The sequence below is a fragment of the Aquabacter sp. DMC10 genome, from assembly GCF_056314145.1.
The window spans coordinates 283,564-307,914 of sequence record NZ_JBQUYX010000009.1 but is presented as its reverse complement, the minus strand read 5'-3'; the positions used below and the strand labels follow the sequence as shown (position 1 = coordinate 307,914).

Here is a 24,351-nt window from a genome sequence, read left to right as displayed (position 1 = left end):
CACCGACCTTTCATTTCGACCGCGGGGAGCGCGTGCCGCCCCCGAGCGCCCCCCGTACCCTGGCGCGCTTTTGGGAGGAAGAAGCAGCCCGCATCCTGCCATCTGTCGTCGTGCCAAGCCAACGGGCAAATGGTCAAGCCCCAGCTGTGCCGAAAGTGGCGGCCTTCGGCTCGTCTTGGCGCGACAGCCAAAGGTCCAGGAAACCCGTGAGCCAGCGGCAGATGGCCGGATCGTAGCGCGACCAGCCCTCAAAGTGCGCTTCGCCCGGTTGCGCCCCCGGAAGGCCGAGCTTGGCGGCCCCCCGCGTGGTCCAGCGGCACATCATTTCGTGGGTGACTTCCGGGTGGAACTGGATGCCATAGGCGCAGCGTCCATGGCGAAACGCCTGGTTGGGGAAGACATCCCCGCACGCCAGCAGGTCAGAGCCGGACGGCAGCTCGAAGCCTTCCGAATGCCAGTGATAGACATGGCTCGGCCAGGGCAGGACGCCCTCGCTCGCGGGGGTCGGGCGGACCGGATAATAGCCGATCTCACTGAGGCCCTCTCCGTGCCGCTCCACACGCGCGCCCAATTGCACAGCCATCAACTGGGCACCCAGGCACACCCCCAGCAAGGGCTTGTCCGCCGCCATGACCATGCCGACAAAATCGATCTCGCGGCGGATCCAGGGCAGGTCATCATTGGCGCTCATGGGGCCGCCAAACACCACCGCGCCGGCATGGGCGTCCATGGTGGTGGGCAGGTCGTCGCCGAGGGCGGGGCGGCGCACGTCCAGGTCATAGCCGCGCTGTTCCAGCCGCATCCCAATGCGCCCCGGAGTGGAATGCGCTTGGTGCAGGATGATCAGGATGCGCTCGCGGCGGGTGATCGGCGCGGGGGAATTCCCGCCGCTCCACCCTTCGTCACTGCTCCGTCTGTCCACCTTCCGCTTCCGCCTCCTCACGGACCTCGCGCCGGATCTGGACGCGCTCTCTCGAACCTACATGCAAAAGTTCTGCCGCGCGCCAGACGAGGTTGTCCTCGAACTCGGTCAGCCCGCCGTCCGCATAGGCCACCTCGAACATCATCTCCACCACCCGGCGGCGGCCTTCGTCATCCATGGCGCGGTTCAGGATGCTGGTGAAGGCATAAAGATCCACCGCCTCCGCATCGCGGGCGATGGCCAGATCAATGAGGGCGCGGGTTTGTTCCTCGTCCAGATCGAAGCGGGAGGACAGGATGCGCTGGACGATCTCGCGTTCGTCCTCGGTCACGGCGCCGTCGATGGACATGACGTGGACGAGGAGGACGGCCGCGGCGAGGCGATAATCGTTCTCCGCAAAGGCGGCCGCGTCCCGGTGGCCGCCGGTGATCTCTGAGATGAAGTCGGACAGGACGCGGAACATGGCTTTCCCTCGGGCCTCTGGCTCCTTTTGGTGCCTGAAGCGCGCGACGGGAACAAGGCGAAGCTGAGAGCAGGCCTTCCGCCCGGTTAAATTCTGCGCGAGGTGTGGCGCCGGGGCCGCCCTTATTGGTTTGGCATCTGTGGCGCAGGCATGCGGGAGCGATAGTCCCCATTGATGCGCGTGGTGGAATCGCCTTCACCCGGGCGCGTCACTGGCGCGGGCGGTGGGATCATGTTTTGGCGCGGGGTGGGCACCGAAGCCTGTGGCACGGGGACGATAATTACCTGCGACGCGGGCGGCGTCGTGGTGGTGCGGGTCTGCGCGACCGCCGGGCACATGCCCAAGGATGCGGCAAAGGCAGCGGCGACGGCCGCTGCGGTCCCGAGACGAAAGCCCCGGGTGAGAAAGTCCATCATGATCCTGCCTCCCGGAACCACTCGGCGTTCCGATGCTTATTGGCACGGAGGGGCGGCGATGCCTATTCCCTCCCGTTCTTCGATCCCCAGACATGTGGGAATGCCGCTTTCGTATTCAAGAGCCCACGCGGGGTCAGCGGCAGGTTGGCTCAAATTTAACGCAAGGGAAGTCAGGAACAAAAACGGCTCTTTCGTGTTCTTTCCACGTAATCACATGCAGCGCGCCGCTCGGATGCGAGCTGCCAACGAGGGAGTTACGCATGAAGAAAGAACTTCTGTCTGCCGCCGCTCTGGCCGTCATGCTGACCGCGCCGGCTTTTGCGCAGTCTACCGCCCCATCGGCCCCCTCCACGACGGCCCCTTCTGCGACGCCGGCTCCCGCCGCGCCGGGCGCGACCTCCCCAGCCACCGGGGGCACCTCCTCCAACATGAATACCGGCGGGGCCGCATTCATCCCGGAGCAGATGCAGGAACAGTGGCTGGCCTCCAACCTGATCGGGACCAAGGTCCGTGGCACGGGCGACGAGTCCGTGGGCGAAGTGAACGACGTGCTGCTGGACCGCAACGGCAACGTGGTTGGCGCCGTTATCGGCGTTGGCGGTTTCCTGGGCATGGGCGAGAAGGATGTGGCCGTGCCCTTCACCTCGCTGCAGATGGTCCGCAATTCGGACGGCGACCAGGTCATCCTCAACAAGTCCAAGGATGAGCTGAAGAACGCGCCCACGTTCAAGGAATACAGCCGTACCGGCACCGGGACGGCCACCGGGACCGGCGCCGCCGGTACCACGGGCGCGCCCGCCGGGGCTCCCGCCACCACCCGCTGATCGGTTCTGCTCTCAGGACTGACATACCCCCGCCGCGTCAGCGGCGGGGGTTTTGCGTCGTCGGCGCAGGGAGTGCGGCGGCGGGCCTTGTGTTGCACCGCCAACGCCGAATCTTAGGATGAGATTGCCACAAGACTTCGCATGCCGCTTCGCTGCGGCGGGAGCGTTGTCTCAAGCGTGGCCCAATGAAAAGGGAGATGCCCACAGTGCAACCGTCTCGGCATCAGGTTCTTCTTGTGGAAGACGAGCCCTTCGTTGCCCTGGTGGCCCAGCAGATTCTGGAGGACGAGGGATTCGACGTGCATCTGGCCGCGTCTGGGGCCGATGCACTTTCCATCGTCAGGGGCGCCGGGACGGAGATCCGGGCGGCGCTTGTGGATTTCGGTTTGCCGGATGTGCGGGGGGACGCGCTGGTGATGCAGCTGCGGGCGGTAGTGCCGGACCTGTCGGTGGTCATCGCCAGCGGATATGGGGCTGATGAGCTGACGGCGCTCTTCCGCGGTCAGCCCGGCATTGGCATCGTGACCAAGCCCTATGACGGAGAGGCACTGCTGGCCGCTTTGCGCCGGGCCAATCCCGCATTGTGAAGCCGCTATCCCGGTGGCTGATGCGGCGCAGGTCGTTTCCAGAGCCGGATCCCCTCACAGTGAATTGCTTCGGCGATTCAATCCGGTCGGTGAATAGCGCGCTAGGGCCAAAAAAGGGCGGCGTCGCCTTGCGGGACGCCGCCCTTTGCACACGAGCAAGGTCAGCGGCGCAGGAAGAGCTGACCGAGGACGAAGCCGACGCCGGCGGCGATGGCGATCGACGTCACCGGCTGGGCCTGGATGGAATGGCGGAGCGTGAGATACTGGTCTTCCGCCCAGTCGGTCACTTCGCCCATGGCCACTTCCGCCTCCGTGGTCGCGCCCTTGACGCCGTCACGCGCGGTCTTGCCCAGGGTGTCCGTGAGTTGCGCCAAGTCCGCCTTTAGCGCGGCGAGGTCACTGCGCAGCTCGGCGAGCGCATCGCCGGACTTCTGGCCCTCATGGGTGTCGGCGGTGAAGCCGGGATTGTCCACCATGTGTCGTCTCTCCTTGTGGACCCGCCGGGGGCGGGCAGGGTTCGGTGAGGCCGTCTGTCGGCAAAGGGCCAAGTCTGTATCAGGCGATGCGCCGGGCAGCCTCCGGCGCGGTCCGCGCACCGTGGAAGAACAGGGCCTGCGCGATCGTCGCTTTCACCGTTTCGCCCAGGAACGGCTTTGTGATGAGATAGGTGGGCTCCGGCCGCTCACCGGTGAGGAGACGGTCGGGAAAGGCCGTGATGAAGATCACCGGCACGTCGAAGCTGCGCAGGATGTCGGTCACCGCATCAATGCCGGACGAGCCGTCGGCCAGCTGAATGTCCGCCAGCACCAGACCGAAATTCCCGATCTCGGCCAGTTCCAGGGCCTTGGAATGGGTGGGGGCGACGCCGACCACCTCATGCCCGATGTCCGTCACCAGGGTCTTCAGATCCAGCGCAATGACCCATTCATCCTCGATGATGAGGACATTGGTCTTCAATTGCGCGTCGATCTCGGCCTGGACGGCGACGACCTGTGCCTCCACCTGCTCGATGGAGCTCGACAGGATCGAGGAGGCTTCCGCAAAGGAAAACCCCTCCATGGCGGTCAGCAGCAGCGCCACGCGTGAACCCGGGTCGAGGCGCTGGAGGCGCTCGTCGGCCTTATTGGCAGCGGCGCTGTCGGCCGCCTGGTCCCTGGACCAGACCTCATGGCACGCCTTGTAAAGGGCGACCCGGGGGGACAGAGATGTATCCAGCGTCACCGACCCGTCGAGGGCCGATTGCAGAGTACGCTGGACGAGGGCGTCGCCCGCCTGCTGACTCCCCAGCAGGGCGCGGGCGTAGCGCCGCAAAAGAGGAAGCTGCTTAATGAGCTGCTGCTGAAACATGCTCTCTCGCCTCGAAGGAAGTCACAAGGAACGCACGCAAGCCCACAATGGTTCCGCTAACATGGAACCGAGCGCCCCGGATCGGCATTATAGGCGCGTAAAATTCTGGTTGAAGCCCGCCGCAGGACCTAAGGACAAGGGGTTGGGGACGGCGCCAGCGCCTGAGGCGGTGGGCGCGGGCTTTGCGATCCATGGAATGTAAGGGGGCGCTTTCCCTCATCTTTTGGCGTGGAAGGCGAGGCGGGGGGATTTTTGTGGTTCGGAGTCTGGCATGCGGTGGCTGAAAGGGGAGGCGGCGCGCGCGCGCAACAACGAACGCGCTGCCCTTTTCGCGTCTGCCGTGGGCCAGCCCCGCCATCTGCTGGATAGTGTGCGGCGTGGCCTGATCCTGGTGATTCTCGTCGCCATCATGCCGATTGCCACGGCCGCCATGCTCCAGGGCGTGCTGCAATTGCGCCGCTCCGCGGAAGAGGCCAAGCATAAGCTCCAGCAAGGTGCCATCGTGGCAGCCGCTGGCCAGGACAATATCTTCACGTCGGCCGACAATGTGCTTCAGGCCCTGAAGAACGTGCCCCAGGTAACCTCCGGCGGCGGGGAATGCCAGGCGCTGCTTTACGGCGCAACCCTCAGCCTGCCGTTCGCTTCCAATGTCGCCATGATCGGCAGTGACGGCGTCGTGCGGTGCTCCGCCCTCCCCACACCCAACCCCAATGTTTCCCAGCGCCCGTGGTGGCGCGAGGCCATCCGGGAGAAGGGCTTCAGCCTGTCCGGGCGGATCGTGAGCCCCGTCACGCGCGGCGAAATCCTGCCGGGAACCCTTCCGCTTTTCGGTGCCGACAATGTGCTGTCCGGCGCCTTGTCCATCGCCATCGATGGGGTGTGGCTCGACAATTTGCTGAAGCGCGAGGCGCCAGTGGCCTCCGGCGTGGTGGCGGTGATCGATCGCTACGGCCAGGAAATCGTCTCCAACGCCCCCGCGCTCAGCCGAGTGCTGTTCAAGGACCGGGACCTGCGCGCTCATCTGGACGATCTCGCGGAAGCCACCGACGGAGCCGGCCAATCCTGGAGCTATGCCGTCGCGCCGCTGGAGCGCTATGGCCTGATCGTGGCGTTCGCTCAGCCCACCGACCAGCTCTTCCAGTGGACGACCTTCCATGTGGCGGTGAGTTTCATCCTGCCCATCTGCATGGTCATCTTCACCATCGTCGCCATCTGGCTGGCCACCGACCGCATGGTGCTCCAGTGGCTCCTTTATCTGCGCCGGGTGACGGCGGTCTATGCCCAAGGCCATTACGGTTTTCGCCCCTCGCGCATGGACCAGGCGCCCAGCGAATTCCGGGTGCTGGGCAACGCCATCGAGGAGATGGCCCTCGCCATCCGGGAGCGGGACGGGCGCCTGCGGGAGGGCCTTGCGGAAAAGACCGCCCTGGTGCGGGAGATTCACCACCGCATCAAGAACAGCCTGCAGATCGTCGTCAGCCTCATGAGCCTTTACGGCTCGGGCATCGCCAACGAGAAGGACCGGCGGCGGTTCGACCAGTTGCGCACCCGCGTGAACACGCTCGCGGTGGTCCACCGGGTCCTCTACGAGGCCAATGAGGGTTCGGAGGTCCGCTCGCGGGAGTTGCTGCGCGAATTGGGCGGCCTGCTGGAAGTGGCGTTGGACCGCCATGTGCTGATCCTCGTGGAGGCCGAGGATGTTCCCCTGCCCACCGATTCCGCCGTGCCCCTGGCCCTGCTGTTGACGGAAGTCATGATGGTGGTGGCGGCGGCCGAGGCGGCGGGGCCGGGCCGGGTGGTGGTGACCTGCGTGCAGGAGGTCAACGAGGTGGTGATCCGGCTGGACATCTCTCGCCCGCTCGGAAAGGCGTTGGAGGAGACCCAGGCGCCCCTCGCCCATGGCTTCGCGCGCCAGCTTGGCGGGGCGATCTCCACGCGGGAGGAGGGGGGACACGCCGTCGCCGAGCTGCGCTTCAAGGTTCGGCCGAAAGCTTCCTGAACATCATTGGCGGAATTTGCCGCGTCCGGGGGAACCGGAGCGCGGTCAATGACGTTTGCCTGGAGTAGCCCTGAAGCAGGGCGTCATACAATCCTACTTTGAGAAATTCCGCAGGGAGTTTGCAGATGGCTGAGACTCGAGGAAAGGGCGGCTCGAACCGCGGCTTTGCGGCGATGGACGCCGAAAAGCAGCGGGCCATCGCCCGGAAAGGCGGCGAAAGCGTTCCGGCCGAAAAACGCAGCTTCTCGCAGAACCGGGAGCTTGCCTCCGCAGCGGGGCGCAAGGGTGGGCAGAGCGTGGCGGACGAGCAGCGCAGTTTCTCGCGCGATCGGAACCTCGCGTCTCAGGCCGGGCAGAAGGGCGGTCAGGCCTCCCATTCCACCCGTTCGTCCTGACATCCCTGGCGTGGCACGGATAAGGGGAGGCGCGCCTCCCCTTTTTTATTGAGGATCACGGAATTTACGGGAACCGACCGGCCATCGGCCGCGTTTAAGGTTTCAGGATGGGGATAGCGGGCAGGGATCGTCTGTGCGCGGGCCATCCGACCGAGCTGTTCATCGAAGAGAGCGGATAAGACAAGCCCATGGATGTCCAGCAGTCTCGCGCCGCCGCGGCCGCCCCGGACCTGCGAACGCAAGTGCTGGAGCTTTTGCCCGCCTTGCGCGCCTTCGCACGCTCGCTCACGCGCAACCGGACCGAGGCCGACGATCTCGTCCAGGAGACCTTCCTGAAGGCGCTCTCCAACATCGATAAGTTTGATCCCGGCACCAATCTGCGGGCCTGGCTCTTCACCATTCTGCGCAACACTTATTACACCGAGATCCGCAAGCGCCGCCGCGAGAGCGATGGCATGTCCTCCCTGGCCCAGCAGGACACCAATATGGGGCCGGGGCAGGAATGGTCGGTCACCTTGAGCAGCCTGAAAGAGGCGCTGGAAATGCTGCCGTCGGACCAGCGGGAAGCGCTGGTTTTGGTGGGAGCGGCGGGGCTGTCCTACGAGGAAGCGGCGGAAGTGTGCAATTGCGCCCTCGGCACCATCAAAAGCCGCGTGAACCGCGCGCGGGCCAAGTTGCTGACCCTCATGGGTGCCGAAGCGACCGCCGACGTGGTGGAGGCCGATCCCGTCGCCATGTCGGCTGTGCGGCTGCCCAGCAGTTCGGGCTGAGGCCCTTCTTGGCTCCCGTGCCGAGTGGTCTGCGGGCCAGTTGGAAATGAAAAGACCCGGTCCGCCTGATGCGGGCCGGGTCTTTCTTTAACTCCACAGTGCGTGGGGGCCTCTATTCGTCAGGCCAAGCGTCCGCGCCACTCGTGCGCTCAAGTATCCGCGACACCGGCGAGGGCGAGCGCGCACGCAAAAAAGACGGCCCGGATGGGCCGTCCCAAGGGGTCCCCGACAATAGGTCAGCGCTCAGCGCGACGGGTCCTGCCCGTCCTTGGTCGCCGGCGCCTCCGGCGCAGCTGCGGAATCGGCTTCGGGTTCCTGCGCGGGGGCGGGGCCCTTGCTCTCCATCGCGCCCTGCAACTGCATGGCAAGGCGCATCAATTCGTCCGGGACATCCTCGCGCGTGTAGTCGTCGAAGAGCTGCCTCAGCTCCTTGCCGAGCAGATCCTGGCGCGCAGAAATGTCTCGGCGGTGAGTGGCCCGGGTGGAGCCGCTCTCGCTGTGATCAGGTGTGGTCATGGGCCGGTCGGACCGCATTTTTCGCATCAGGGTTCTACGCCGTTAGCCAGCAAGCCGGTGGAAAATCCAACAGGCCCCCTGCCACGGACAACGGACACACGAACGACAGGGCTCTGCCCCCACCGTCCACCGGGGTCGGGAGATGGGGCCGGCCTTGCTACAGGCGTCGTTTCCTGCACTGGAGCCATGCTCATCATCCCACTTTTTCTGTTCCGGGTAACCCCCAAAGAGGGCACCACCACCGCCATATGCGCCAAGCGAAGACATGGACCTCGGCCCATCCATCCCCGGCCTACAGCCTTGTGTCCCCTAGCAACGCGCGGCCCTGCCGATTGTTCCGCGGGGACGCGAAACAAATTGACCGCATCCCGACACATCGCCGGGCCGGGCTGGGGCACTGACCGCAGCCGGATGCGGTCGGGCGAAATTTTGCCGTTTTTGGACCGGCGGCGCGGAACCCTCTTTCTGCGCTTACGTTGAAACCAAGGAAATTGATGCCCGCGACGCCGATATGGGGCGGAAGGCGCGGGAGAAAGGAAGCATCATGATTAGCTGGGCCATCACATTTCTTATCGTTGCTCTGATCGCTGCCGTTCTCGGCTTCGGGGCACTCGCTGGAACGGCCATGGAGATTGCCAAGATCATCTTTGTGGTCGCAATCATCCTGTTCCTAATCTCGGCGATTACGGGCGTGGTGCGGCGCGGACGACCCTAAGGCGGGGTAAGGCGCGCGGTCATTTCGGATCGCGCGGCCGTCCCGTCCTCCCTGTCGTGCGCGGCATGCGCCCGGCGTTGAACAGCGTCGCCCGGTCCTCACGGAGGGTCGGGCGGCTTTCATTTGGCGCTGGGGCCGGCTCCGGCCTATGATACCGGGCATGAGGGGTGTGAGCAGATGAGGCGTCTAACGGTCGAACATCGCACGCAATATCATTATGCGGAGCCGGTGAATTTCGGACAGCATCGGCTCATGCTACGCCCGCGGGATAGCCACGGCCTCAGGCTGCATTCCGCGACACTGACGCTGTCCCCGACCGGGAATGTCCGCTACATCTATGATATATTTGGAAATTCCATAGCTCTTGTCGACTTCCATACGGACGGCAAGGAGCTTTTGATCGAGAGCGTGCTCGAACTGGATGTGTATTCCACACCGGAGCTCGACGGCCTCATCGATCCGGCGGCGACCACTTATCCCTTCGTCTATTCCAGCGACGACCGCTTCGATGCCTCCCAGATGGTGACCCGTCATTATCCCGACGACGGCGAGGTGAAGACCTGGGTGAGCGGGTTCTGGGGCCCCGGCAAGTCGGTGGACACGCTTCAGTTGCTGGAGACCCTGAACGCGGCGATCCGGGACACCTTCACCTATAATGCCCGGTACGAAGAGGGCACCCAGACGCCGGCCAAGACGCTGGCGCTGCGCTCGGGCACATGCCGTGACTTCGCCCTTCTCTTCATTGAGGCGGTGCGCGAACTCGGCTTCGCCGCACGTTTTGTGACGGGGTATCTTTATACGCCTCACCTGGATCTCAGCTTGGAGCAGGAGTTTCAGGGCGCCGGCGCCACTCATGCCTGGGCGGAAGTTTATCTTCCCGGCGCCGGATGGATCGCGTTCGATCCGACCAATGCGCTGGTCGGAACCGACCATCTCGTGCGGGTGGCGGTGGTCCGAGATCCCCGCCAGGCCTCGCCCATTGCCGGCACCTTTTCCGGCTCCGCCAGTGCCTTCGTTTCGATGGAAGTTGCGGTCTTCGTCTCCTCCCGCCCGGCGCCGCCTTGGCCCGAGCCCGAAATCTCCATCATGCCCCTGGGTGCCCGTCCGGATGTGCCCACCACACCGCCTTCGCCAGTGGAGGAGGTCACCCAGGGCGACGAGCAAAGCGTCGATGAAGATGTGCCCCCTGAGCGGGAGCTCCCTTTGGCGGGGGCAGGGCAGGGGGAGGGGGCAGCAGAGGACGAGGGCTTGGACCCGTGTCGCGTGCTCGAAGAGGGGGATGGCGCCCAATCCATCCGGCTGGAGACCGCCAGCCTGCTCCCCGGCGCCCTGGACATGGCGCCTGCGGTGGAGGGCGGGGAAGCCGATCTCGACCTCCTCGATGCGCCCGAGGTTGCCCTTGATCCGGTGCGGACGGACAGTCCCGCGCCGCAGGCACCTGCCCTGTAAAATCTCCCCCTCCCGGCGATCGACGAAAAAAAAGGGCGGCCCATGGGACCGCCCTTTAGTGTGCCTGGAGGTGTCGATGAAAACCGACAATGGGAGAACTCTGACACAGTTCAGAAGTTCCGTCGATCAAGCCCCTGTGATTTCGGCATCCTGCAAGGCAGCCTTGAGATAGACGCAGGGGTAACGGGGACACTCGGCGCCAAAAAACAAAGGGCGCCCGAAGGCGCCCTTTCCAGATCCTCCCGCAGCTGCGGGGATGAGGCCTCAGGGACAGGCCACGCGGTAATTGTTGCCATAGGCGTCGCGCGCCCAGCAGGCCTTGGGCGTGGTGGCCGCACCCACCATGGCGCCGGTGGCGCCGCCGAGGACGCCGCCCACGAGCGCGCCGCCGGCCGTGCCGGTAGCCGCGCCGCCGATGAGAGCACCCGCGCCCGCGCCGAGCAGACCACCGCCCACGGCGCGGTCCGACTCCGAATACTGGCTGCATCCGCCCAGGGCCAGTGCCGCCGCAACAACGATGATAGCCGCCCTCATTTTAGTCTCCATTCTCCTTGCACGCCGGCTTGATGGCGCTCACCTGACAGGTCCATGCCTCACCTAAAGGCACAGGTGCGTTACTGCTAAGCCTCGATTGAGGCAGATCGCCGGCCGAACGTGAACCGGCGCCTAAAAACCTTGCGGCAGGTCAGTGATCCCACCGCGCGGATTTCGACGTCCGGCCTGCCCCCGCGGATTCGCGCGCGGCCATCCAATTAAGCATACAAACCGCAGCAAGGCCTATCCCGACCACGGCGAGCGCGGTGGAGGTGGGATGGCGCGTGGCGACGGCCCGCACCTGGGTCATGGCCTCGTCAGCGTGACGCAAGGCTTCGCGTGACCCGGTGGCGGCCAGGGACAGGGAGGTGTCGGTCAGGCGATGCACCCGTTCACCGGCATCCTCCATCGCTTCCTGTGCCAGGCGTCGCGCCCGGCGGCGCTGGTCCCGCGTGCCTTCCTCGGCCGCGTCGGCGATGGCAGCCCCGAGCAGCGTGAGGTCCTCCTTCAGGTCCTCCAGGCGCCGGGAGATTTCGTGCGACTTGGATCGCGACTTCAGAGCGAACATCGGCATGTCTCCTTTTGAAGGGCGCAACGCCTCGGGCGCGGTTCGGTTCCAGCGACGGTTCAGTTTCACCCCTTCAAATCAGTGATGAAAAAAGAGGCGCGCGTGTTCGTGGCGCATTCTTGGCGGTTTTTTGGGGAACCGGAGGCGGACCTTCGCGGTTAAAGGCATGTGTCGCATCTGTATCAAAACGTGAAAGGCGTCATCGCGCCCATGCCCACCGTGCCGATGCTCCAGTCTGTGGCCCGCCTGAAGACCGCTCCTCACACCGGGGCGGAGGCGGGAAGCGGAAACTGGGGCTTCGACGTGGAAAGGGATGCCTTCTTCTTTGACGTGGACGGCACCCTTCTCGACATCGCCGACCACCCGGACGGCGTGGTGGTTCCCGAAGGTCTCGGCACGGATCTGCTCCGCTTGCGGGAGCGAGCCGGCGGCGCCCTTGCGCTGGTGTCGGGCCGCACCATCGCCCGCCTCGACGCCATTTTCGCCCCGGTTCGCCTCATCGCGGCGGGCGCTCATGGCGCGGAAATGCGTCCCTCCCTTGAGGGGGACGCGGAGCACATGACGCCTGCGCTTCCCGCGGAGATCACGCGGGCGGCGCTGGATCTGGCGCACGCCCTTGGCGATCTCCTGGTGGAGGACAAGGGTGCCAGCCTCGCCATCCACTATCGCACCCGCCCTTCGGCGAAGCGCGAATTGGAGCAAGGCCTTTCCTCCTTGGCGGGGCGCGCGGTGGAGCCCCTGGTGGTCCTGCCCGGGCACATGGTGTTCGAGCTGAAGCCTGCCGGGCGGGACAAGGGCCGTGCCATTGACGGCTTGATGCAGATTGCCCCTTTCGCCGGCAGACGTCCGGTCTTCATCGGTGACGACGTCACGGATGAGGCTGGCTTTGCCGCAGTTTTGCGCCATGGCGGCCTCCCCATCTCCGTGGGGCGGGCCTTCGAGAATGTGGATGTGGTGCTCCCCCGGCCCGCCGATGTGCGGGACCTGGTGCACCGCTTGTCCCTCTAACCTGCGTGGAGATCAGGCCATGTCACGACTGATCGTCGTATCCAACCGGGTCGCGGTTCCTCAGGCAGGAGGCAAAGCTGCCGCCGGAGGGCTCGCGGTCGCGGTCAATGCCGCACTCAATGAGCGGCCGGGCATCTGGTTCGGCTGGAGCGGGCGGATCGTGGACGAACCCTCGTCCCGTCCCACCGTGACCACGCGCGGCAAGGTGAAATATGCGGTCATCGACCTCAAGGAAGATGACTTTCAGGAATATTACAACGGTTTCGCCAATCGTGTGCTCTGGCCCATCCTGCATTATCGGGTGGACTTGGCGGAGTTTCAGCGCTCCGACCTCTCCGGCTATATGCGCGTCAACCGCATCTTTGCCGATCACGTCTCCAAGATCATCGACGAGGACGACGTCATCTGGATCCACGACTACCACATGATGCCGCTGGCGAAATATCTGCGCGAGAAGGGCCACAAAAACAAGATCGGCTTCTTCCTGCACATCCCCATGCCGCCGGCAGACCTGATCCAGGCCCTGCCGCGCCATGGCGAGATCATCGGCTCGCTGGCCCATTATGACCTTGTGGGCTTCCAGACCGAGGGCGACCGGGACAATTTCGGCCGCTATCTGGAGTCCCGCGGGGGACGAGCCATTCCCGAGGCCAGCGCCTATGAAGTGGCCGGCCGTCGGGTCCGCATCGGCGCCTTCCCCGTGGCGATCGAATCCCAGTCCTTCGCCCGTCGCGCCCGCCATGCCTCCCGCACCGGCTTCGTGCGGGCCTTCCGGGAAAGCCTGGCCGGCCGCAAGCTCATCCTCGGCGTCGATCGACTGGACTATTCCAAGGGCATTCCCAATCGTCTGGAAGCCTATGAGAACCTGCTGCGGGCGGCGCCGGAATGGCACAATCGCATGACCTTCGTTCAGGTCACGCCCCGCAGCCGCACCGATGTTCCGGAATATGCGGAGATGGACCGCGCCTTGTCGTTCAAGGCGGGCCAGATCAACGGCCGGTATGGCGATGTCGCCTGGACCCCACTGCGCTATGTGAACAAGACCTATTCCCGCTCGGCCCTGGCGGGCTTCTATCGGGCCGCGGACGTGGCGGTGGTGACGCCTCTGCGCGACGGCATGAATCTGGTGGCCAAGGAATTCGTCGCGGCGCAGGACCCGGAAGATCCCGGTGTGCTCGTGCTCTCGCAGTTCGCGGGGGCCGCTTCCGAGTTGGGCGGGGGGGCGCTGCTGGTCAATCCCCACGACACCGACGGCGTGGCTGCCGCTTTGCGGCGGGCCCTGGAAATGCCCCTGGATGAACGCCAGGAGCGCTTTGCCCGCATGATGGCGGTTCTGAAGCAGTATGACATCGCCCAGTGGGCGTCCTCCTTCCTTAACGCGCTTTCATTTCCACCCCAGACGGTACGGCTGGGCGGTAATTCGCGGGTGAGCGCAGCCCGTCTTGGCCTCGGCGCCTCCTGGGGCGGGGAGCATCGCGCCGAAGGGGCTTGAAAGGATGGTCCGCGCCGCAGTCCCCGGTTTCATTGACCGGTGATGGAGGGCGTAGAAATAGCCGGCCCCCGCGGGGCCGGCTATTTTCGTTCAAGCCTGGGCTGGCGGGTCCCACTGTGGGGCGAACGCCGGGTTCACATAGCGCCGGGCTTTCGGAAGGGTCGCGATGGCCGCATGGTCGGCCTCGTCCAGCTGGAGGGCTTGGGCGCCGAAATTCTCCAATTGACGGGCGGCACCCGCCGCCTTGGGAATGACCGCCACCTGCCCCTGGTCCATGAGCCAGCGCAGCGCCACCTGGGCAGGGGTCGCGCCGTGCCGCGCGGCGATGCGCTGGAGCACCGCGTCTTCCCCCACCTCGCCCTTGGCGATGGGGCAGTAGGCGGTCACTGCGATGCCGTGAGGGGCCAGATAGGTGCGGATCGGCGTCTGGTCCAAATAGACATGATACTCGATCTGGTTGCAGGCGATGGGCGCGCCGATCTCCTCCACCGTCCTCTTCAGCAAGGGCAAGGTGAAATTCGCCACCCCGATGGCCCGGGTGAGCCCCTCGTCCTTGAGCGCCACGAGGGTTTCCAGCGCTTTCGGCAGGTCCATGCCGGCGCCTGGCCAGTGGATGAGAAACAGGTCCACATGGTCGAGCCGCAACTTCCGCAGGCTTTCGCCCAGGGACCGGCGGATGGCCTCGGGGGCGAGCTGGTCGTGCCAGACCTTGGTCGTGACGTGGAACTGGTGGCGGGGGAGGGCGCTTTCAGCCAAGGCCGCGCCCACATCGGCCTCGTTTTCGTAGCGGGTGGCCGTGTCGATGTGCCGGTAGCCGATGGACAGGGCGCTCTCCACGGACGAACGGCAGATGTCCCCCGTCATCTGGAACGTGCCGAACCCCATGCGCGGCATGCGGATGCCACGCGTCTCGATGTCACTCATCACGGAATCTCCAGAAAGACGCGGTGAGACTACGCCTTGCCTGTGAGAAGGGTACGCTGGTCGATGCCGAAAATATCGGCAAGCCAGTCCGCCATCAGTTCCTGCCCGATGGTGGGATTGTCGTGCTGGCAGTGGTCGGCGCCGGTCTCCTCTTCGCGCACAAGACGAAGCGTCACGTCCACGCCCTTGGTGCGGGCGTAATCGGCCACCCTCTGTGCGGCGGCGACCCCGAGCACATCATGACCGCCGTGGACGATGAGATAGGGGCATTTCATGTGGTCCAGATGCCCTTCCAGCTTGAAGGGGGCGGCCTTTTCCATGGCCTCCTTCACCGTGTCGGCGCCGAACACGGTCTTGATGTGATCGGCAAGCCCGTGGTCCTCGTCCGCAGTCGCCCACAAGGACGGGATGGACCAGATCGCGCCGTGGGAAATGGCGGCGGCCAGGCGCGGCTCGTAGCAGCCGGCGCGCGCGGCGTAATAGCCGCCCAGCGAAGAGCCGCACACGGCAATGCGGGCGGGGTCGATGTCGTCGCGGGTCAGGAGATAGTCGATGCACTTGCCCACCGGCACCTCATAATCGTGGCGCGTGGGGATCTTGTGGCGGCGCAAGGTGCCGCCTTGTCCGGGTCCGTCGATCATCAGCACCGAGATGCCCCGCTGGCGTGCGCCATGGGCCTGCATGAACCACATCTCATCCTTGATGGAGTCCAGACCACCCATGCAGATGAGCACCGGCTGCTTGCCGGTGTCGAACGGCGCGCGCACGAAATAGGCATAGAGCGTTTTGCCATCCTCATAGGGGATTTCCAGCACTTCGCCCGGCGGGTTCAGATTCTCGATAAATTTGCGGGAGCAATTCTCCATCTGCGTGAAGGCGGGCAGGCGCCGGGGATCTGAGTACTCCAGCCAGAATTCCGTGTGGCGGTAATAATTGGCAGCGCGCTGCCAGCAATTCATGGCGGTGCGCACATGGCCCTTGGCATATTCCGCATCGCCCCGCTCCTGATTGAAATCGGCGATGCGCTTCCATTCGCGATGCCAGCTTTCCTTGTCCCCCGGGATCATGCGGCTGGCGGCCAGGAAGCATTCGGAGACTGCGCCGCCGCCTTCCTGCGTCTCCCCCAATGCCCGACGGAACTGGTAGCTCATCCAGGGAAATTGCGGCCAGTGATGCCAGCCATAAGGCTGGTAGGTGCCGTGCGCCTCTTCCATCACCCGGTCGATGAGCAGCTCTTCCGCCATCTTGTCCTCCATTGACCCGTCAGGCCCTGGGAGCAGCTAAGGCGAGCGCGGCAGAAAATTCAAGTCACTTGAATAACAGGAAAGTCGAGGAAAGCGAATGACAGAGGGAAGGCGCGTGCGTTCGCAGCGACTGCGTCACAGCGCGGGCCTGTCCAAGGTGTCGCGGCGGGAGGGGGGGCGCCGCCGCCGGGATCAGAAGGAGGGCGGGGTATTGATGAAGAGGATGCGCGCCTCCTCGTCCCCTACATTCCGATAGCCGTGCGGGATTTCAGAGCGATAGGTGAAGCTGTCGCCGGCGCCGATCTGGTAGGTGCGCTCGCCCAGCGTCAATTCCACCTGGCCGGCGAGCACATAGCCCACCTCTTCGCCCTCATGGGCCACCAGGCCGTCGCTGCCGCCGCCGGGCGCCACGATATGGATGTTGCCCTGAAGCAGATGGCCCTTGGCATAGGGGATGAGCCGCTCCATCTGGATGCCCGCGCCGCGCCGCAGCGGGTCCAGTTCCACCACCATGCGCTGGCCGGCCCGCAGCACCACATCATGCGCCGCCTCGGGCGTGGCGAACAATTCGCCGATGGTGAGGTGAAGGGCATCGCAGATGCGCGCGAGCATGTTCAGCGAGGGCTGGATCTTGTTGTTTTCCAGCTTTGACAGCAGGCTTTCCGAACAATTGGCCGCCTCGGCAATGTCCTTCAGCCGGGCGCCTGCCAGAAGCCGCGCGTGGCGCAGGCGGGTGCCCACCTGGAACTTGCCGGGCGTGTCCTCGCCCCTGGCCTCTGCGGCCCGCGCGCCCATGTCCGTCAAATCAGCCATTCCCACTCATCGATCCTGGTGTTCGGCGCGCCCGGCTCCCGGTTGCGTGCAGCCTATAGAGGCGGCGCACGGAAGCGCAACGGCCTGCCTTGCGGCCCGGTGCGCAGGCTTGCCCGTCACCCCCCGCCGGCACTGGGGCGTGGCAAGGTGGAGCGGCGCTGGATGAGGTCGTGCCCGGCGAAAAGGTCCGCCACCCAATCCACGAACACACGCAGGCGCGCCGACAGATGCCGGTTGGGCGGGAAAACGGTGAAGACGGGAAAGGACTCGGTGGTCCATGGGGTCAGCACCGGCACCAGCCGTCCCGCGCCGATGTGGGGCTGCGCCATAAAGGTGGGCAACTGGATGATGCCGAGGCCGGCGAGGCCCGCCGCCAGATAGGCATTGCCGTCATTCACTGCCACCATGTAGCGGCCGTGCAGCTCCAGTGTCTCGCCCTCGCGCTCGAACTCCAGTTCCAGCAGGCGACCGGTACGCGCGTTGAAATAGCGCACGGTAGGAAAATCCGTTTCCAGGTCGCGCGGATGGATGGGCATGCCGTAGCGCTCAAGGAAGGCCGGCGCGGCGCACGTGATGCGGTGGATTTCGCCGATGCGGCGCGCGACCAGGGAGGGGTCGGTCAGGTCTCCGCCGCGGATCACGCAATCCACATTCTCACTCACCAGGTCCACCTGCCGGTCGGTGACGCCAAGGTCCAGCTGGATGTCGGGATAGCGGGCGAAGAAGTCCGGCAGGGCGGGCACGAGGACAAGGAGGGCCAGGGATGCGCTGATGTCCACCCGCAGCCGTCCGCGTGGCGCGGCCTGCGAGAGGGTCATGGAGCCATCCAGCTCGTCCAGGTCGTTCAGCAGCGCAAGCGCCCGCTCATAATAAGCCGCGCCGTCCGGCGTCACGGTCACCCGGCGGGTGGTGCGATTGAGCAGCTTGGTGCGCAGATGGGATTCCAGCGCCTGTACATGCTTGGTCAAGGTGGGCTTGGGAATGCCGAGCAGGTCGGCGGCGCGCGTGAAGGTGCCGGCCTCCACCACGCGCACAAAGGCGCGCATCGCCGCTAGCTGGTCCATGTTTCGCTGCCTTCCAGCTTCAATTCATGTCTGATTATTTCCATACAGAAACAATGATGTCACGTTTGCCGTATTTTTTGACGCTGTGCTGAGAAGTAGGTTTTGTGCACTGCGAAGCGCCCGATCGGCGGGCGCGAACGGCAGGTGCAATCATGATCCCCCATTGGACTGAGGAGCAGGTGGAGACCACCGTGGCCGGCGCCATGCCGGTGCGGATCTATGGCGCGGATCGCGCTGGTCGCTCTGCGCCCCTCGTCCTCCAGCTCCATGGCGGCGCCTTTACCGGCGGCTCGCTGGAGAGCGGGGCGGATGTGGCGGGAATCCTGGTGGAAGCCGGCGCCGTGGTCGTCTCGGTGGACTATCCCTGCGGCCCGTCCCATCCCTTTCCCCAGCCCCTCCAGGCCGCCTATGAGGCGCTCGCCTGGACCGAAAAGGCCAAGCCCCGGCTCGCCGCAAAGTCCGCACGCCTTTATGTGGCGGGGGCGGAGGCCGGCGGCAACCTCGCCGCGGCTTTGGCCATGATGGCGCGGGACCAGCAGTTTCCCAGTCTCGCGGGTCAGATCCTCATCTCGCCCATGCTGGATGCGAGCCTTGCCACCTGTTCCCTGCGGATGGCCGATGCCGGCCCCGTGGGGTGCAAATGGGCGGACGGCTGGCACACTTATCTGGGCTCCGCCGAGAAGGCTGGCCATCCCTATGCGGCTCCGCTGACGGCCACCCGCCTGGGCGGCCTTGCCCCGGCCCTGGTCATCACGGCCGAGGATGACCCCCTGCGGGACGAGGCGCTCGCTTATGCGCAGCGTCTCGGCAGCGCTGGCGTCGCGGTTGAGAAGTTCATCGTTCCCGCGCCGACCGGCTGGCCCTGCACCATTGATGGCGAGAGCGACGGCGAGTGTCCATGCCTGCGTTTCCTTCCGCCCGTTCTGCGCACCTTTTTCGACACCACGCGCGCCGGACCCGCCAAGCGCCCGGCCAAGCAAGCAACTCCCTAGATTTCCAAGGAAAATCGCCATGTCCGGCATCGAAAATTCTTCGTCCGGCGCCCCGCTGAAGCGCCGCCGGCTTCTCGTTCCGGCCCTTGCCGCCCTCGTTATCGGGGCGGGATTGGCCACACCCTACGTGCTGCCGCTTGGCGGAGCACGGGCCGCCGACCCGGTCACCGCCGCCGCCCCTTCGGCGGTGCCGGTGTCGGTGGCCATCGTTGAGGCCCGCGAGGCCCCTGTCTTCGACGAGTTCTCCGGCCGCCTGGAGGCGGTAGAGCGGGTGGAGGTGCGCTCGCGCGTCGCCGGCGCCATCCAGAAGGTGCATTTCCGCGAGGGTGACCTGGTGCAGGAGGGCGAACTCCTCATCACCGTGGACCCTGCGCCCTACCAGGCGGAAGTGGATCGCTTCCAGGCCCAGGTGGCTGCGGCCGAGGCGCGTCTTGCCCTCACCAAGGCGGACCTGGATCGCGGCCAGCGTCTCTTCGACAGCCGCACCGTGTCCCAGCGCGACCTGGACGAGCGGGTGAATGCCTCCAAGGAGGCCATCGCCAACCTGAAGGCGGCCGAGGCCGCCCTCCATACCGCCGAGCTGAACCTGTCCTACACCCAGATCCGCGCCCCTGTGGAAGGACGGGTGGGCAAGCTCGAGATCACAGTGGGCAACCTCATTTCGGCCGGCCCGTCTTCCGTGCCCTTGACCACTCTGGTGTCGGTGGACCCGGTCTATGCCGCCTTCTCGGTGGACGAGCAGGTGGTCACCCGGGCGCTGCGCTCGCTTGCGGCCAAGCCCGGCAAGACCTTGCCCGTGGAGAATATCCCCGTGCAGATGTCGACCGCCATCGACGAGGATATGAGCGCGGGCAAGACCTATCTGGGCCACCTCCAGCTCATCGACAACCAGGTGGACCCGCGCACCGGCACGGTGCGGGTGCGCGCCGTGTTCGACAATACGGACGGCCGTCTCATTCCCGGGCAGTTCGTGCGCCTGCGCATGGGCCGGCCGGACACCGGCAAGGCCCTGCTCATCACCGAGCGCGCCGTAGGCACCGACCAGGACAAGAAGTTCGTGCTGGTGGTGGGCGAGGACAACAAGGTGGCCTATCGCGAGGTGGCGTTGGGGGCGTCGGTCAACGGCCTGCGCATCGTCTCCTCCGGGCTGAAGGCCGGCGAGACCATTGTGGTCAATGGCCTGCACCGCATCCGCCCCGGCGTCACCGTTGCCCCGCAGCAGGTGGCCATGGACGGCACCCGCACCGCTTCCGCCACCTCAAACGACGTGGCGCAGCGCTGACCTCGGGCGGAGGGCACCGGCGCCCTCCGCGCCCGACCTGACACAGACGTTTACGACCTGAAGGGCAGGGGGCGTTCCTTGCCTGCCCGCTCTTTCCATGCCGTTCCCAGCCTCGCGCCCCCGGCGCCGGGGCCACCGTGGCGCTTGCGCGCCGGCGGGCGGGGAGGGCTTTGCCGCGCCCCGATGGGGGAGGATGCCATGAACATCTCCAAGTTCTTCATCGACCGCCCCATCTTTGCGGGGGTCCTGTCCACTTTGATCTTCCTCGCCGGCCTCATCGCCATGCGGGTGATGCCCATTTCGGAATATCCCGAAGTGGTGCCGCCCCAGGTGGTGGTGCGCGCCCAGTATCCCGGCGCCAATCCCAAGGTGATCGCCGAGACGGTGGCAACCCCCATCGAGGAACAGATCAACGGCGTGGAGGGCATGCTCTACATGTCCAGCCAGGCCACCACCGACGGCCTGATGACGCTCACCGTCACCTTCCGCCTGGGCACCGACCCCGACAAGGCCCAGCAGCTGGTGCAGAACCGCGTCTCCCAGGCCGAGCCGCGCCTGCCGGAGGCGACGCGCCAATTGGGCATCACCACGGTCAAGTCCTCGCCGGACCTGACCCTGGTGGTTCATCTGCTGTCGCCCAATGGGCGCTATGACATGACCTATCTGCGCAACTATGCCGTCCTCAATGTGAAGGACCGCCTGGCGCGCATCGATGGCGTCGGCCAGGTGCAATTGTTCGGCTCGGGCGACTATTCCATGCGGGTGTGGCTCGACCCCCAGAAGGTGGCCGAGCATGGCCTCTCCGCCGCCGATGTGGTCAACGAGATCCGCGCCCAGAACGTCCAGGCGGCCGCCGGCGTGGTGGGCGCCTCGCCGGGCCTGCCGGGCATCGATCTCCAGCTCTCCGTGAATGCCCAGGGCCGCCTCCAGACCGAGGAGGAGTTCGGCGACATCGTGGTGAAGACCGGCGCCAATGGCGAGGTGGTGCGCCTGCGGGACGTGGCGCGCATCGAGCTGGGCGCGGCCGACTATGCCCTGCGCTCGCTCCTCAACAACAAGTCCGCCGTCGCCGTGCCCCTGTTCCAGGCGCCGGGCTCCAACGCCATCCGCATCGCCGATGACGTGCGCAAGGTGATGGAGGAGATCAAGCAGAACATGCCCGAGGGCGTGGACTATGAGATCGTCTACGACACCACCCAGTTCGTGCGCGCCTCCATCGATGCGGTGGTCCACACGCTCCTGGAAGCCATCGTGCTCGTGGTGCTGGTGGTGATCCTGTTCCTCCAGACGTGGCGGGCCTCCATCATCCCACTGCTGGCAGTGCCGGTCTCCATCGTCGGCACCTTCGCCGTGATGTATGTGTTCGGCTTCTCCATCAATGCCTTGACCCTGTTCGGCCTGGTGCTCGCCATCGGCATCGTGGTGGATGACGCCATCGTGGTGGTCGAAAATGTGGAGCGCAACATCGAGGAGGGCCTGTCCGCCCGCGCCGCCACCTACAAGGCCATGCAGGAGGTGTCCGGGCCGATCGTCGCCATCGCCTTGGTGCTGGTGGCGGTGTTCGTTCCGCTGGCGTTCATCACCGGCCTGACGGGGCAGTTCTACAAGCAGTTCGCCCTCACCATCGCCATCTCCACCGTCATTTCCGCCGTCAACTCGCTCACCCTGTCGCCGGCGCTCGCTGCCTTGCTGCTGAAGGGCCATGATGCGCCCAAGGACCGCCTCACCCGCATCATGGATGCGAGCCTGGGCTGGCTGTTCCGGGGCTTCAACGCCGCCTTCAGCCGCGGCTCCAACGCCTATGGGCGGGGCGTGAAGGGCGTGATCGGCCGCAAGGCCCTGATGATGGGCCTTTATGTGCTGCTGCTGGGCGCCACCGTCTTCCTGTTCCGTACGGTGCCGCCCGGCTTCGTCCCGGCGCAGGACAAGCAATATTTGGTTGGCTTCGCCCAATTGCCCGATGGTGCCACCCTCGACCGCACCGAGGAGGTGATCCGCCGCATGAGCGAGATCACGCTCGCTCAGGAGGGCGTGGCAAGCGCCATCGCCTTCCCGGGCCTGTCCATCAATGGTTTCACCAATTCCTCCAATTCCGGCATCGTCTTCGTGGGCCTGAAGCCGTTCGAGGAGCGCACGCGGCCGGATCTGTCGGGCGGTGCCATCGCCCAGCAATTGAACGGCAAGTTCGCCGCCATCGAGGAGGCCATGGTGGCCATGTTCCCGCCGCCCCCCGTTCAGGGGCTGGGCACCATCGGCGGCTTCAAGCTGCAGATTGAGGACCGGGCGGGCTTTGGCTACCAGGCGCTCAATGAGGCGACCCAAGCCTTCCTCGCCAAGGCGCGGCAGGCACCGGAACTGGCCGGGCTCTTCTCGTCCTACCAGATCAACGTGCCGCAGCTTTATGCCGACATCGACCGCACCAAGGCGCGCCAGCTGGGCGTCGCGGTGACCGATGTGTTCGACACCATGCAGATCTATCTCGGATCCATCTATGTGAACGACTTCAACAAGTTCGGCCGCACCTACACGGTCCGCGTCCAGGCCGACGCGCCCTATCGCGCCCGTGCCGAGGATGTGGGCCTCCTGAAGGTGCGCTCGGCCACCGGCGAGATGGTGCCGCTGTCTGCGCTCCTGAAGGTGAAGTCGGTGGCCGGTCCCGAGCGGGCCATGCGCTACAATGGCTTCCTCACCGCCGACATCAATGGCGGCGCGGCGCCGGGTTATTCGTCCGGCGAGGCGCAGAAGGCGGTGGAGCGCGTCGCTGCCGAGACATTGCCCAAGGGCATCGGCTTTGAATGGACCGAACTGACCTATCAGGACATCCTGGCCGGCAATTCGGCGGTGTGGGTGTTCCCGCTCGCCATCTTCCTGGTCTTCCTGGTGCTGGCGGCCCAGTATGAGAGCCTCGTCCTGCCGCTCTCCATCATCATGATCGTGCCCACGGGGCTGCTGGCCGCCATGACCGGCGTCTGGCTCTCGGGCGGGGACAACAATGTCTTCACCCAGATCGGCCTCGTGGTGCTGGTGGGGTTGTCGGCCAAGAACGCCATCCTGATCGTGGAATTTGCCCGCGAGCTGGAATTTGCCGGCCGCACGCCCCGTGAGGCGGCGGTGGAGGCGAGCCGCCTGCGTCTGCGGCCCATTTTGATGACCTCGCTGGCCTTCATCATGGGCGTGGTGCCCCTCGTCACCTCAATCGGCGCCGGCGCGGAGATGCGCCATGCCATGGGCGTGGCGGTGTGCGCGGGCATGATCGGCGTGACCGTGTTCGGCATCTTCCTGACACCGGTCTTCTACGTGCTGCTGCGCCAGCTCTCGGGCAACCGTCCCCTGGTGCAGCATGGGGCGGCCGTTTCCGTCCCGCACGGGTCGCCCACGGACCATTCTGCACCCGTTGACGCCCACTGAGACGGGCAGGGGGCAACGCCCTTCAAAGAGCCGCCCTTCGCGCCGAAAGCGCCTCTCCCGCATGAGCGGGGGAGGCGTCTCATTCACCGATCATGCGCGGCCGATGACCGGGACGTTTTTCTCCGTTCTTGAAAGGCGCGTGATGCAGGTCCCGCATGACGCGCACATGGCTGATTGGGCGACGTTTCCCGCGCCAAGCGACCGGCTCGCCCACACGGTGCCGCTCCTGCCGTGGGTTGACCGGTTGGATCGTCTTTAGGGCCGCGCGCTTCAGTCCTTGCCTACACCCCTTGGTGCTTCCCCCAAGGCGCTCGCAAAGGGATTTCAGGCAGACGCCACCTCCCGCGCCCCCGGTCATCCACAGGCGCGCGCCCGAAACCGGGCTCATTTCCGCGAGCCTATGGACAGGAGCCGACGAACTGACTATACCCGCCACCGTTCCCGACGGCATCGCCGCCCGGACGCCCAGGTAGCTCAGTTGGTAGAGCATGCGACTGAAAATCGCAGTGTCGCTGGTTCGATTCCGGCCCTGGGCACCATCACTTCCGGAAATGCGTTTTCCGACAAAGACTTAGCTTCATTTTCTGTCCCACTTTCCGGCTTCTCTGAAACCGGTGGG

At 65.6% G+C, this 24,351-nt stretch carries 24 protein-coding genes and 1 tRNA gene; 13 read left to right on the top strand and 12 right to left on the bottom strand.

The window, feature by feature from the left end:
- Positions 1-133: 133 nt before the first annotated feature.
- The 3 genes from ACT54L_RS22575 to ACT54L_RS22565 all read right to left on the bottom strand — a co-directional run bounded on the left by ACT54L_RS22575 (position 134) and on the right by ACT54L_RS22565 (position 1,801).
- The gene (locus tag ACT54L_RS22575; protein ID WP_476087905.1) at positions 134-922 is read right to left on the bottom strand and encodes a glutamine amidotransferase; all 789 of its coding nucleotides are present in this window, start codon (positions 920-922) and stop codon (positions 134-136) included.
- Positions 903-1,385: a tellurite resistance TerB family protein gene (locus ACT54L_RS22570; RefSeq protein WP_476087904.1), complete on the bottom strand. Its 483-nt coding sequence runs from the start codon at positions 1,383-1,385 to the stop codon at positions 903-905. Before ACT54L_RS22570 ends, ACT54L_RS22575 begins: the two co-directional genes overlap by 20 nt.
- 122 nt (positions 1,386-1,507) lie before the next feature.
- Positions 1,508-1,801 (bottom strand): hypothetical protein, encoded by a 294-nt coding sequence (locus ACT54L_RS22565; protein ID WP_476087903.1) that lies wholly within the window; start codon positions 1,799-1,801, stop codon positions 1,508-1,510.
- 260 nt (positions 1,802-2,061) lie between these two features.
- On the opposite strand from ACT54L_RS22565, the gene ACT54L_RS22560 reads away from it, so the two are divergent.
- Both ACT54L_RS22560 and ACT54L_RS22555 read left to right on the top strand, forming a co-directional pair.
- On the top strand, positions 2,062-2,625 hold the full coding sequence (locus ACT54L_RS22560; RefSeq protein ID WP_476087902.1) for a PRC-barrel domain-containing protein: 564 nt from the start codon (positions 2,062-2,064) through the stop codon (positions 2,623-2,625).
- A gap of 197 nt (positions 2,626-2,822) precedes the next feature.
- A complete protein-coding gene (locus tag ACT54L_RS22555) occupies positions 2,823-3,212 on the top strand; it encodes a response regulator (RefSeq protein ID WP_476087901.1) in 390 nt (129 codons plus the stop codon).
- Positions 3,213-3,373: 161 nt separating this feature from the next.
- Here ACT54L_RS22555 and ACT54L_RS22550 read toward each other — a convergent pair whose 3' ends face one another.
- Both ACT54L_RS22550 and ACT54L_RS22545 read right to left on the bottom strand, forming a co-directional pair.
- Positions 3,374-3,688, bottom strand: coding sequence for an ElaB/YgaM/YqjD family protein (locus ACT54L_RS22550; RefSeq protein ID WP_476087900.1), 315 nt, complete (start codon positions 3,686-3,688; stop codon positions 3,374-3,376).
- 79 nt (positions 3,689-3,767) lie between these two features.
- A complete protein-coding gene (locus ACT54L_RS22545; protein ID WP_476087899.1) occupies positions 3,768-4,559 on the bottom strand; it encodes a response regulator in 792 nt (263 codons plus the stop codon).
- Positions 4,560-4,830: 271 nt separating this feature from the next.
- On the opposite strand from ACT54L_RS22545, the gene ACT54L_RS22540 reads away from it, so the two are divergent.
- From ACT54L_RS22540 to ACT54L_RS22530, 3 genes are all read left to right on the top strand, one after another.
- Complete coding sequence (locus ACT54L_RS22540) at positions 4,831-6,558, top strand: sensor histidine kinase (protein ID WP_476087898.1); 1,728 nt, start codon at positions 4,831-4,833, stop codon at positions 6,556-6,558.
- Positions 6,559-6,683: 125 nt separating this feature from the next.
- Positions 6,684-6,953 carry a con-10 family general stress protein gene (locus ACT54L_RS22535; RefSeq protein WP_247658670.1) on the top strand — a complete coding sequence of 90 codons (270 nt, stop codon included), beginning with the start codon at positions 6,684-6,686 and terminating at the stop codon, positions 6,951-6,953.
- A 188-nt stretch (positions 6,954-7,141) separates the two neighbouring features.
- Positions 7,142-7,723: a sigma-70 family RNA polymerase sigma factor gene (locus tag ACT54L_RS22530; RefSeq protein ID WP_476087897.1), complete on the top strand. Its 582-nt coding sequence runs from the start codon at positions 7,142-7,144 to the stop codon at positions 7,721-7,723.
- Positions 7,724-7,966: 243 nt separating this feature from the next.
- Here the strand turns inward: ACT54L_RS22530 and ACT54L_RS22525 are convergent, their stop codons facing one another.
- Positions 7,967-8,239 (bottom strand): hypothetical protein, encoded by a 273-nt coding sequence (locus tag ACT54L_RS22525; RefSeq protein ID WP_476087896.1) that lies wholly within the window; start codon positions 8,237-8,239, stop codon positions 7,967-7,969.
- Positions 8,240-8,783: 544 nt separating this feature from the next.
- Here ACT54L_RS22525 and ACT54L_RS22520 point away from each other — a divergent pair.
- Positions 8,784-8,954 (top strand): DUF1328 domain-containing protein, encoded by a 171-nt coding sequence (locus ACT54L_RS22520; protein ID WP_476087895.1) that lies wholly within the window; start codon positions 8,784-8,786, stop codon positions 8,952-8,954.
- Positions 8,955-9,131: 177 nt separating this feature from the next.
- On the top strand, positions 9,132-10,403 hold the full coding sequence (locus ACT54L_RS22515; RefSeq protein ID WP_476087894.1) for a transglutaminase family protein: 1,272 nt from the start codon (positions 9,132-9,134) through the stop codon (positions 10,401-10,403).
- A gap of 264 nt (positions 10,404-10,667) precedes the next feature.
- Here the strand turns inward: ACT54L_RS22515 and ACT54L_RS22510 are convergent, their stop codons facing one another.
- Together ACT54L_RS22510 and ACT54L_RS22505 are read right to left on the bottom strand one after the other, a co-directional pair.
- The gene (locus ACT54L_RS22510; protein ID WP_274777431.1) at positions 10,668-10,937 is read right to left on the bottom strand and encodes a glycine zipper domain-containing protein; all 270 of its coding nucleotides are present in this window, start codon (positions 10,935-10,937) and stop codon (positions 10,668-10,670) included.
- 151 nt (positions 10,938-11,088) lie between these two features.
- The gene (locus tag ACT54L_RS22505; protein WP_476087893.1) at positions 11,089-11,505 is read right to left on the bottom strand and encodes a hypothetical protein; all 417 of its coding nucleotides are present in this window, start codon (positions 11,503-11,505) and stop codon (positions 11,089-11,091) included.
- 168 nt (positions 11,506-11,673) lie between these two features.
- On the opposite strand from ACT54L_RS22505, the gene otsB reads away from it, so the two are divergent.
- Together otsB and otsA are read left to right on the top strand one after the other, a co-directional pair.
- Positions 11,674-12,513: a trehalose-phosphatase gene (gene otsB, locus ACT54L_RS22500; protein ID WP_476087892.1), complete on the top strand. Its 840-nt coding sequence runs from the start codon at positions 11,674-11,676 to the stop codon at positions 12,511-12,513.
- A gap of 19 nt (positions 12,514-12,532) precedes the next feature.
- The gene (gene otsA / locus ACT54L_RS22495) at positions 12,533-14,005 is read left to right on the top strand and encodes an alpha,alpha-trehalose-phosphate synthase (UDP-forming) (RefSeq protein WP_476087891.1); all 1,473 of its coding nucleotides are present in this window, start codon (positions 12,533-12,535) and stop codon (positions 14,003-14,005) included.
- A 90-nt stretch (positions 14,006-14,095) separates the two neighbouring features.
- Here the strand turns inward: otsA and ACT54L_RS22490 are convergent, their stop codons facing one another.
- From ACT54L_RS22490 to ACT54L_RS22475, 4 genes are all read right to left on the bottom strand, one after another.
- Positions 14,096-14,929, bottom strand: a complete 834-nt coding sequence (locus ACT54L_RS22490; RefSeq protein ID WP_476087890.1) for an aldo/keto reductase — start codon at positions 14,927-14,929, stop codon at positions 14,096-14,098.
- A gap of 29 nt (positions 14,930-14,958) precedes the next feature.
- Positions 14,959-16,173 (bottom strand): alpha/beta hydrolase family protein, encoded by a 1,215-nt coding sequence (locus ACT54L_RS22485; RefSeq protein ID WP_476087889.1) that lies wholly within the window; start codon positions 16,171-16,173, stop codon positions 14,959-14,961.
- Positions 16,174-16,365: 192 nt separating this feature from the next.
- A complete protein-coding gene (locus tag ACT54L_RS22480) occupies positions 16,366-16,986 on the bottom strand; it encodes a cupin domain-containing protein (RefSeq protein WP_476087888.1) in 621 nt (206 codons plus the stop codon).
- A 116-nt stretch (positions 16,987-17,102) separates the two neighbouring features.
- A complete protein-coding gene (locus ACT54L_RS22475; RefSeq protein WP_476087887.1) occupies positions 17,103-18,050 on the bottom strand; it encodes a LysR family transcriptional regulator in 948 nt (315 codons plus the stop codon).
- 152 nt (positions 18,051-18,202) lie between these two features.
- Here ACT54L_RS22475 and ACT54L_RS22470 point away from each other — a divergent pair, with 152 nt between their 5' ends.
- The 4 genes from ACT54L_RS22470 (at position 18,203) to ACT54L_RS22455 (ending at position 24,271) form a co-directional block, all read left to right on the top strand.
- A complete protein-coding gene (locus ACT54L_RS22470) occupies positions 18,203-19,042 on the top strand; it encodes an alpha/beta hydrolase fold domain-containing protein (RefSeq protein WP_476087886.1) in 840 nt (279 codons plus the stop codon).
- Positions 19,043-19,061: 19 nt separating this feature from the next.
- Positions 19,062-20,324 (top strand): efflux RND transporter periplasmic adaptor subunit, encoded by a 1,263-nt coding sequence (locus tag ACT54L_RS22465; RefSeq protein ID WP_476087885.1) that lies wholly within the window; start codon positions 19,062-19,064, stop codon positions 20,322-20,324.
- Positions 20,325-20,522: 198 nt separating this feature from the next.
- The gene (locus ACT54L_RS22460; protein ID WP_476087884.1) at positions 20,523-23,732 is read left to right on the top strand and encodes an efflux RND transporter permease subunit; all 3,210 of its coding nucleotides are present in this window, start codon (positions 20,523-20,525) and stop codon (positions 23,730-23,732) included.
- 463 nt (positions 23,733-24,195) lie between these two features.
- A tRNA-Phe gene (locus ACT54L_RS22455) sits at positions 24,196-24,271 on the top strand.
- The last annotated feature ends 80 nt before the right edge of the window (positions 24,272-24,351 follow it).

Excerpts from the sequence above, each read along its gene's own strand:
- ACT54L_RS22570 (WP_476087904.1), bottom strand. The coding sequence starts at position 1,385 with ATGTTCCGCGTCCTGTCCGACTTCATCTCAGAGATCACCGGCGGCCAC.
- ACT54L_RS22565 (WP_476087903.1), bottom strand. The coding sequence starts at position 1,801 with ATGATGGACTTTCTCACCCGGGGCTTTCGTCTCGGGACCGCAGCGGCC.
- ACT54L_RS22560 (WP_476087902.1), top strand. The coding sequence starts at position 2,062 with ATGAAGAAAGAACTTCTGTCTGCCGCCGCTCTGGCCGTCATGCTGACC.
- ACT54L_RS22555 (WP_476087901.1), top strand. The coding sequence starts at position 2,823 with ATGCCCACAGTGCAACCGTCTCGGCATCAGGTTCTTCTTGTGGAAGAC.
- ACT54L_RS22550 (WP_476087900.1), bottom strand. The coding sequence starts at position 3,688 with ATGGTGGACAATCCCGGCTTCACCGCCGACACCCATGAGGGCCAGAAG.
- ACT54L_RS22545 (WP_476087899.1), bottom strand. The coding sequence starts at position 4,559 with ATGTTTCAGCAGCAGCTCATTAAGCAGCTTCCTCTTTTGCGGCGCTAC.
- ACT54L_RS22540 (WP_476087898.1), top strand. The coding sequence starts at position 4,831 with ATGCGGTGGCTGAAAGGGGAGGCGGCGCGCGCGCGCAACAACGAACGC.
- ACT54L_RS22535 (WP_247658670.1), top strand. The coding sequence starts at position 6,684 with ATGGCTGAGACTCGAGGAAAGGGCGGCTCGAACCGCGGCTTTGCGGCG.
- ACT54L_RS22530 (WP_476087897.1), top strand. The coding sequence starts at position 7,142 with ATGGATGTCCAGCAGTCTCGCGCCGCCGCGGCCGCCCCGGACCTGCGA.
- ACT54L_RS22525 (WP_476087896.1), bottom strand. The coding sequence starts at position 8,239 with ATGACCACACCTGATCACAGCGAGAGCGGCTCCACCCGGGCCACTCAC.
- ACT54L_RS22520 (WP_476087895.1), top strand. The coding sequence starts at position 8,784 with ATGATTAGCTGGGCCATCACATTTCTTATCGTTGCTCTGATCGCTGCC.
- ACT54L_RS22515 (WP_476087894.1), top strand. The coding sequence starts at position 9,132 with ATGAGGCGTCTAACGGTCGAACATCGCACGCAATATCATTATGCGGAG.
- ACT54L_RS22510 (WP_274777431.1), bottom strand. The coding sequence starts at position 10,937 with ATGAGGGCGGCTATCATCGTTGTTGCGGCGGCACTGGCCCTGGGCGGA.
- ACT54L_RS22505 (WP_476087893.1), bottom strand. The coding sequence starts at position 11,505 with ATGTTCGCTCTGAAGTCGCGATCCAAGTCGCACGAAATCTCCCGGCGC.
- otsA (WP_476087891.1), top strand. The coding sequence starts at position 12,533 with ATGTCACGACTGATCGTCGTATCCAACCGGGTCGCGGTTCCTCAGGCA.
- ACT54L_RS22490 (WP_476087890.1), bottom strand. The coding sequence starts at position 14,929 with ATGAGTGACATCGAGACGCGTGGCATCCGCATGCCGCGCATGGGGTTC.
- ACT54L_RS22485 (WP_476087889.1), bottom strand. The coding sequence starts at position 16,173 with ATGGCGGAAGAGCTGCTCATCGACCGGGTGATGGAAGAGGCGCACGGC.
- ACT54L_RS22480 (WP_476087888.1), bottom strand. The coding sequence starts at position 16,986 with ATGGCTGATTTGACGGACATGGGCGCGCGGGCCGCAGAGGCCAGGGGC.
- ACT54L_RS22475 (WP_476087887.1), bottom strand. The coding sequence starts at position 18,050 with ATGGACCAGCTAGCGGCGATGCGCGCCTTTGTGCGCGTGGTGGAGGCC.
- ACT54L_RS22470 (WP_476087886.1), top strand. The coding sequence starts at position 18,203 with ATGATCCCCCATTGGACTGAGGAGCAGGTGGAGACCACCGTGGCCGGC.
- ACT54L_RS22465 (WP_476087885.1), top strand. The coding sequence starts at position 19,062 with ATGTCCGGCATCGAAAATTCTTCGTCCGGCGCCCCGCTGAAGCGCCGC.
- ACT54L_RS22460 (WP_476087884.1), top strand. The coding sequence starts at position 20,523 with ATGAACATCTCCAAGTTCTTCATCGACCGCCCCATCTTTGCGGGGGTC.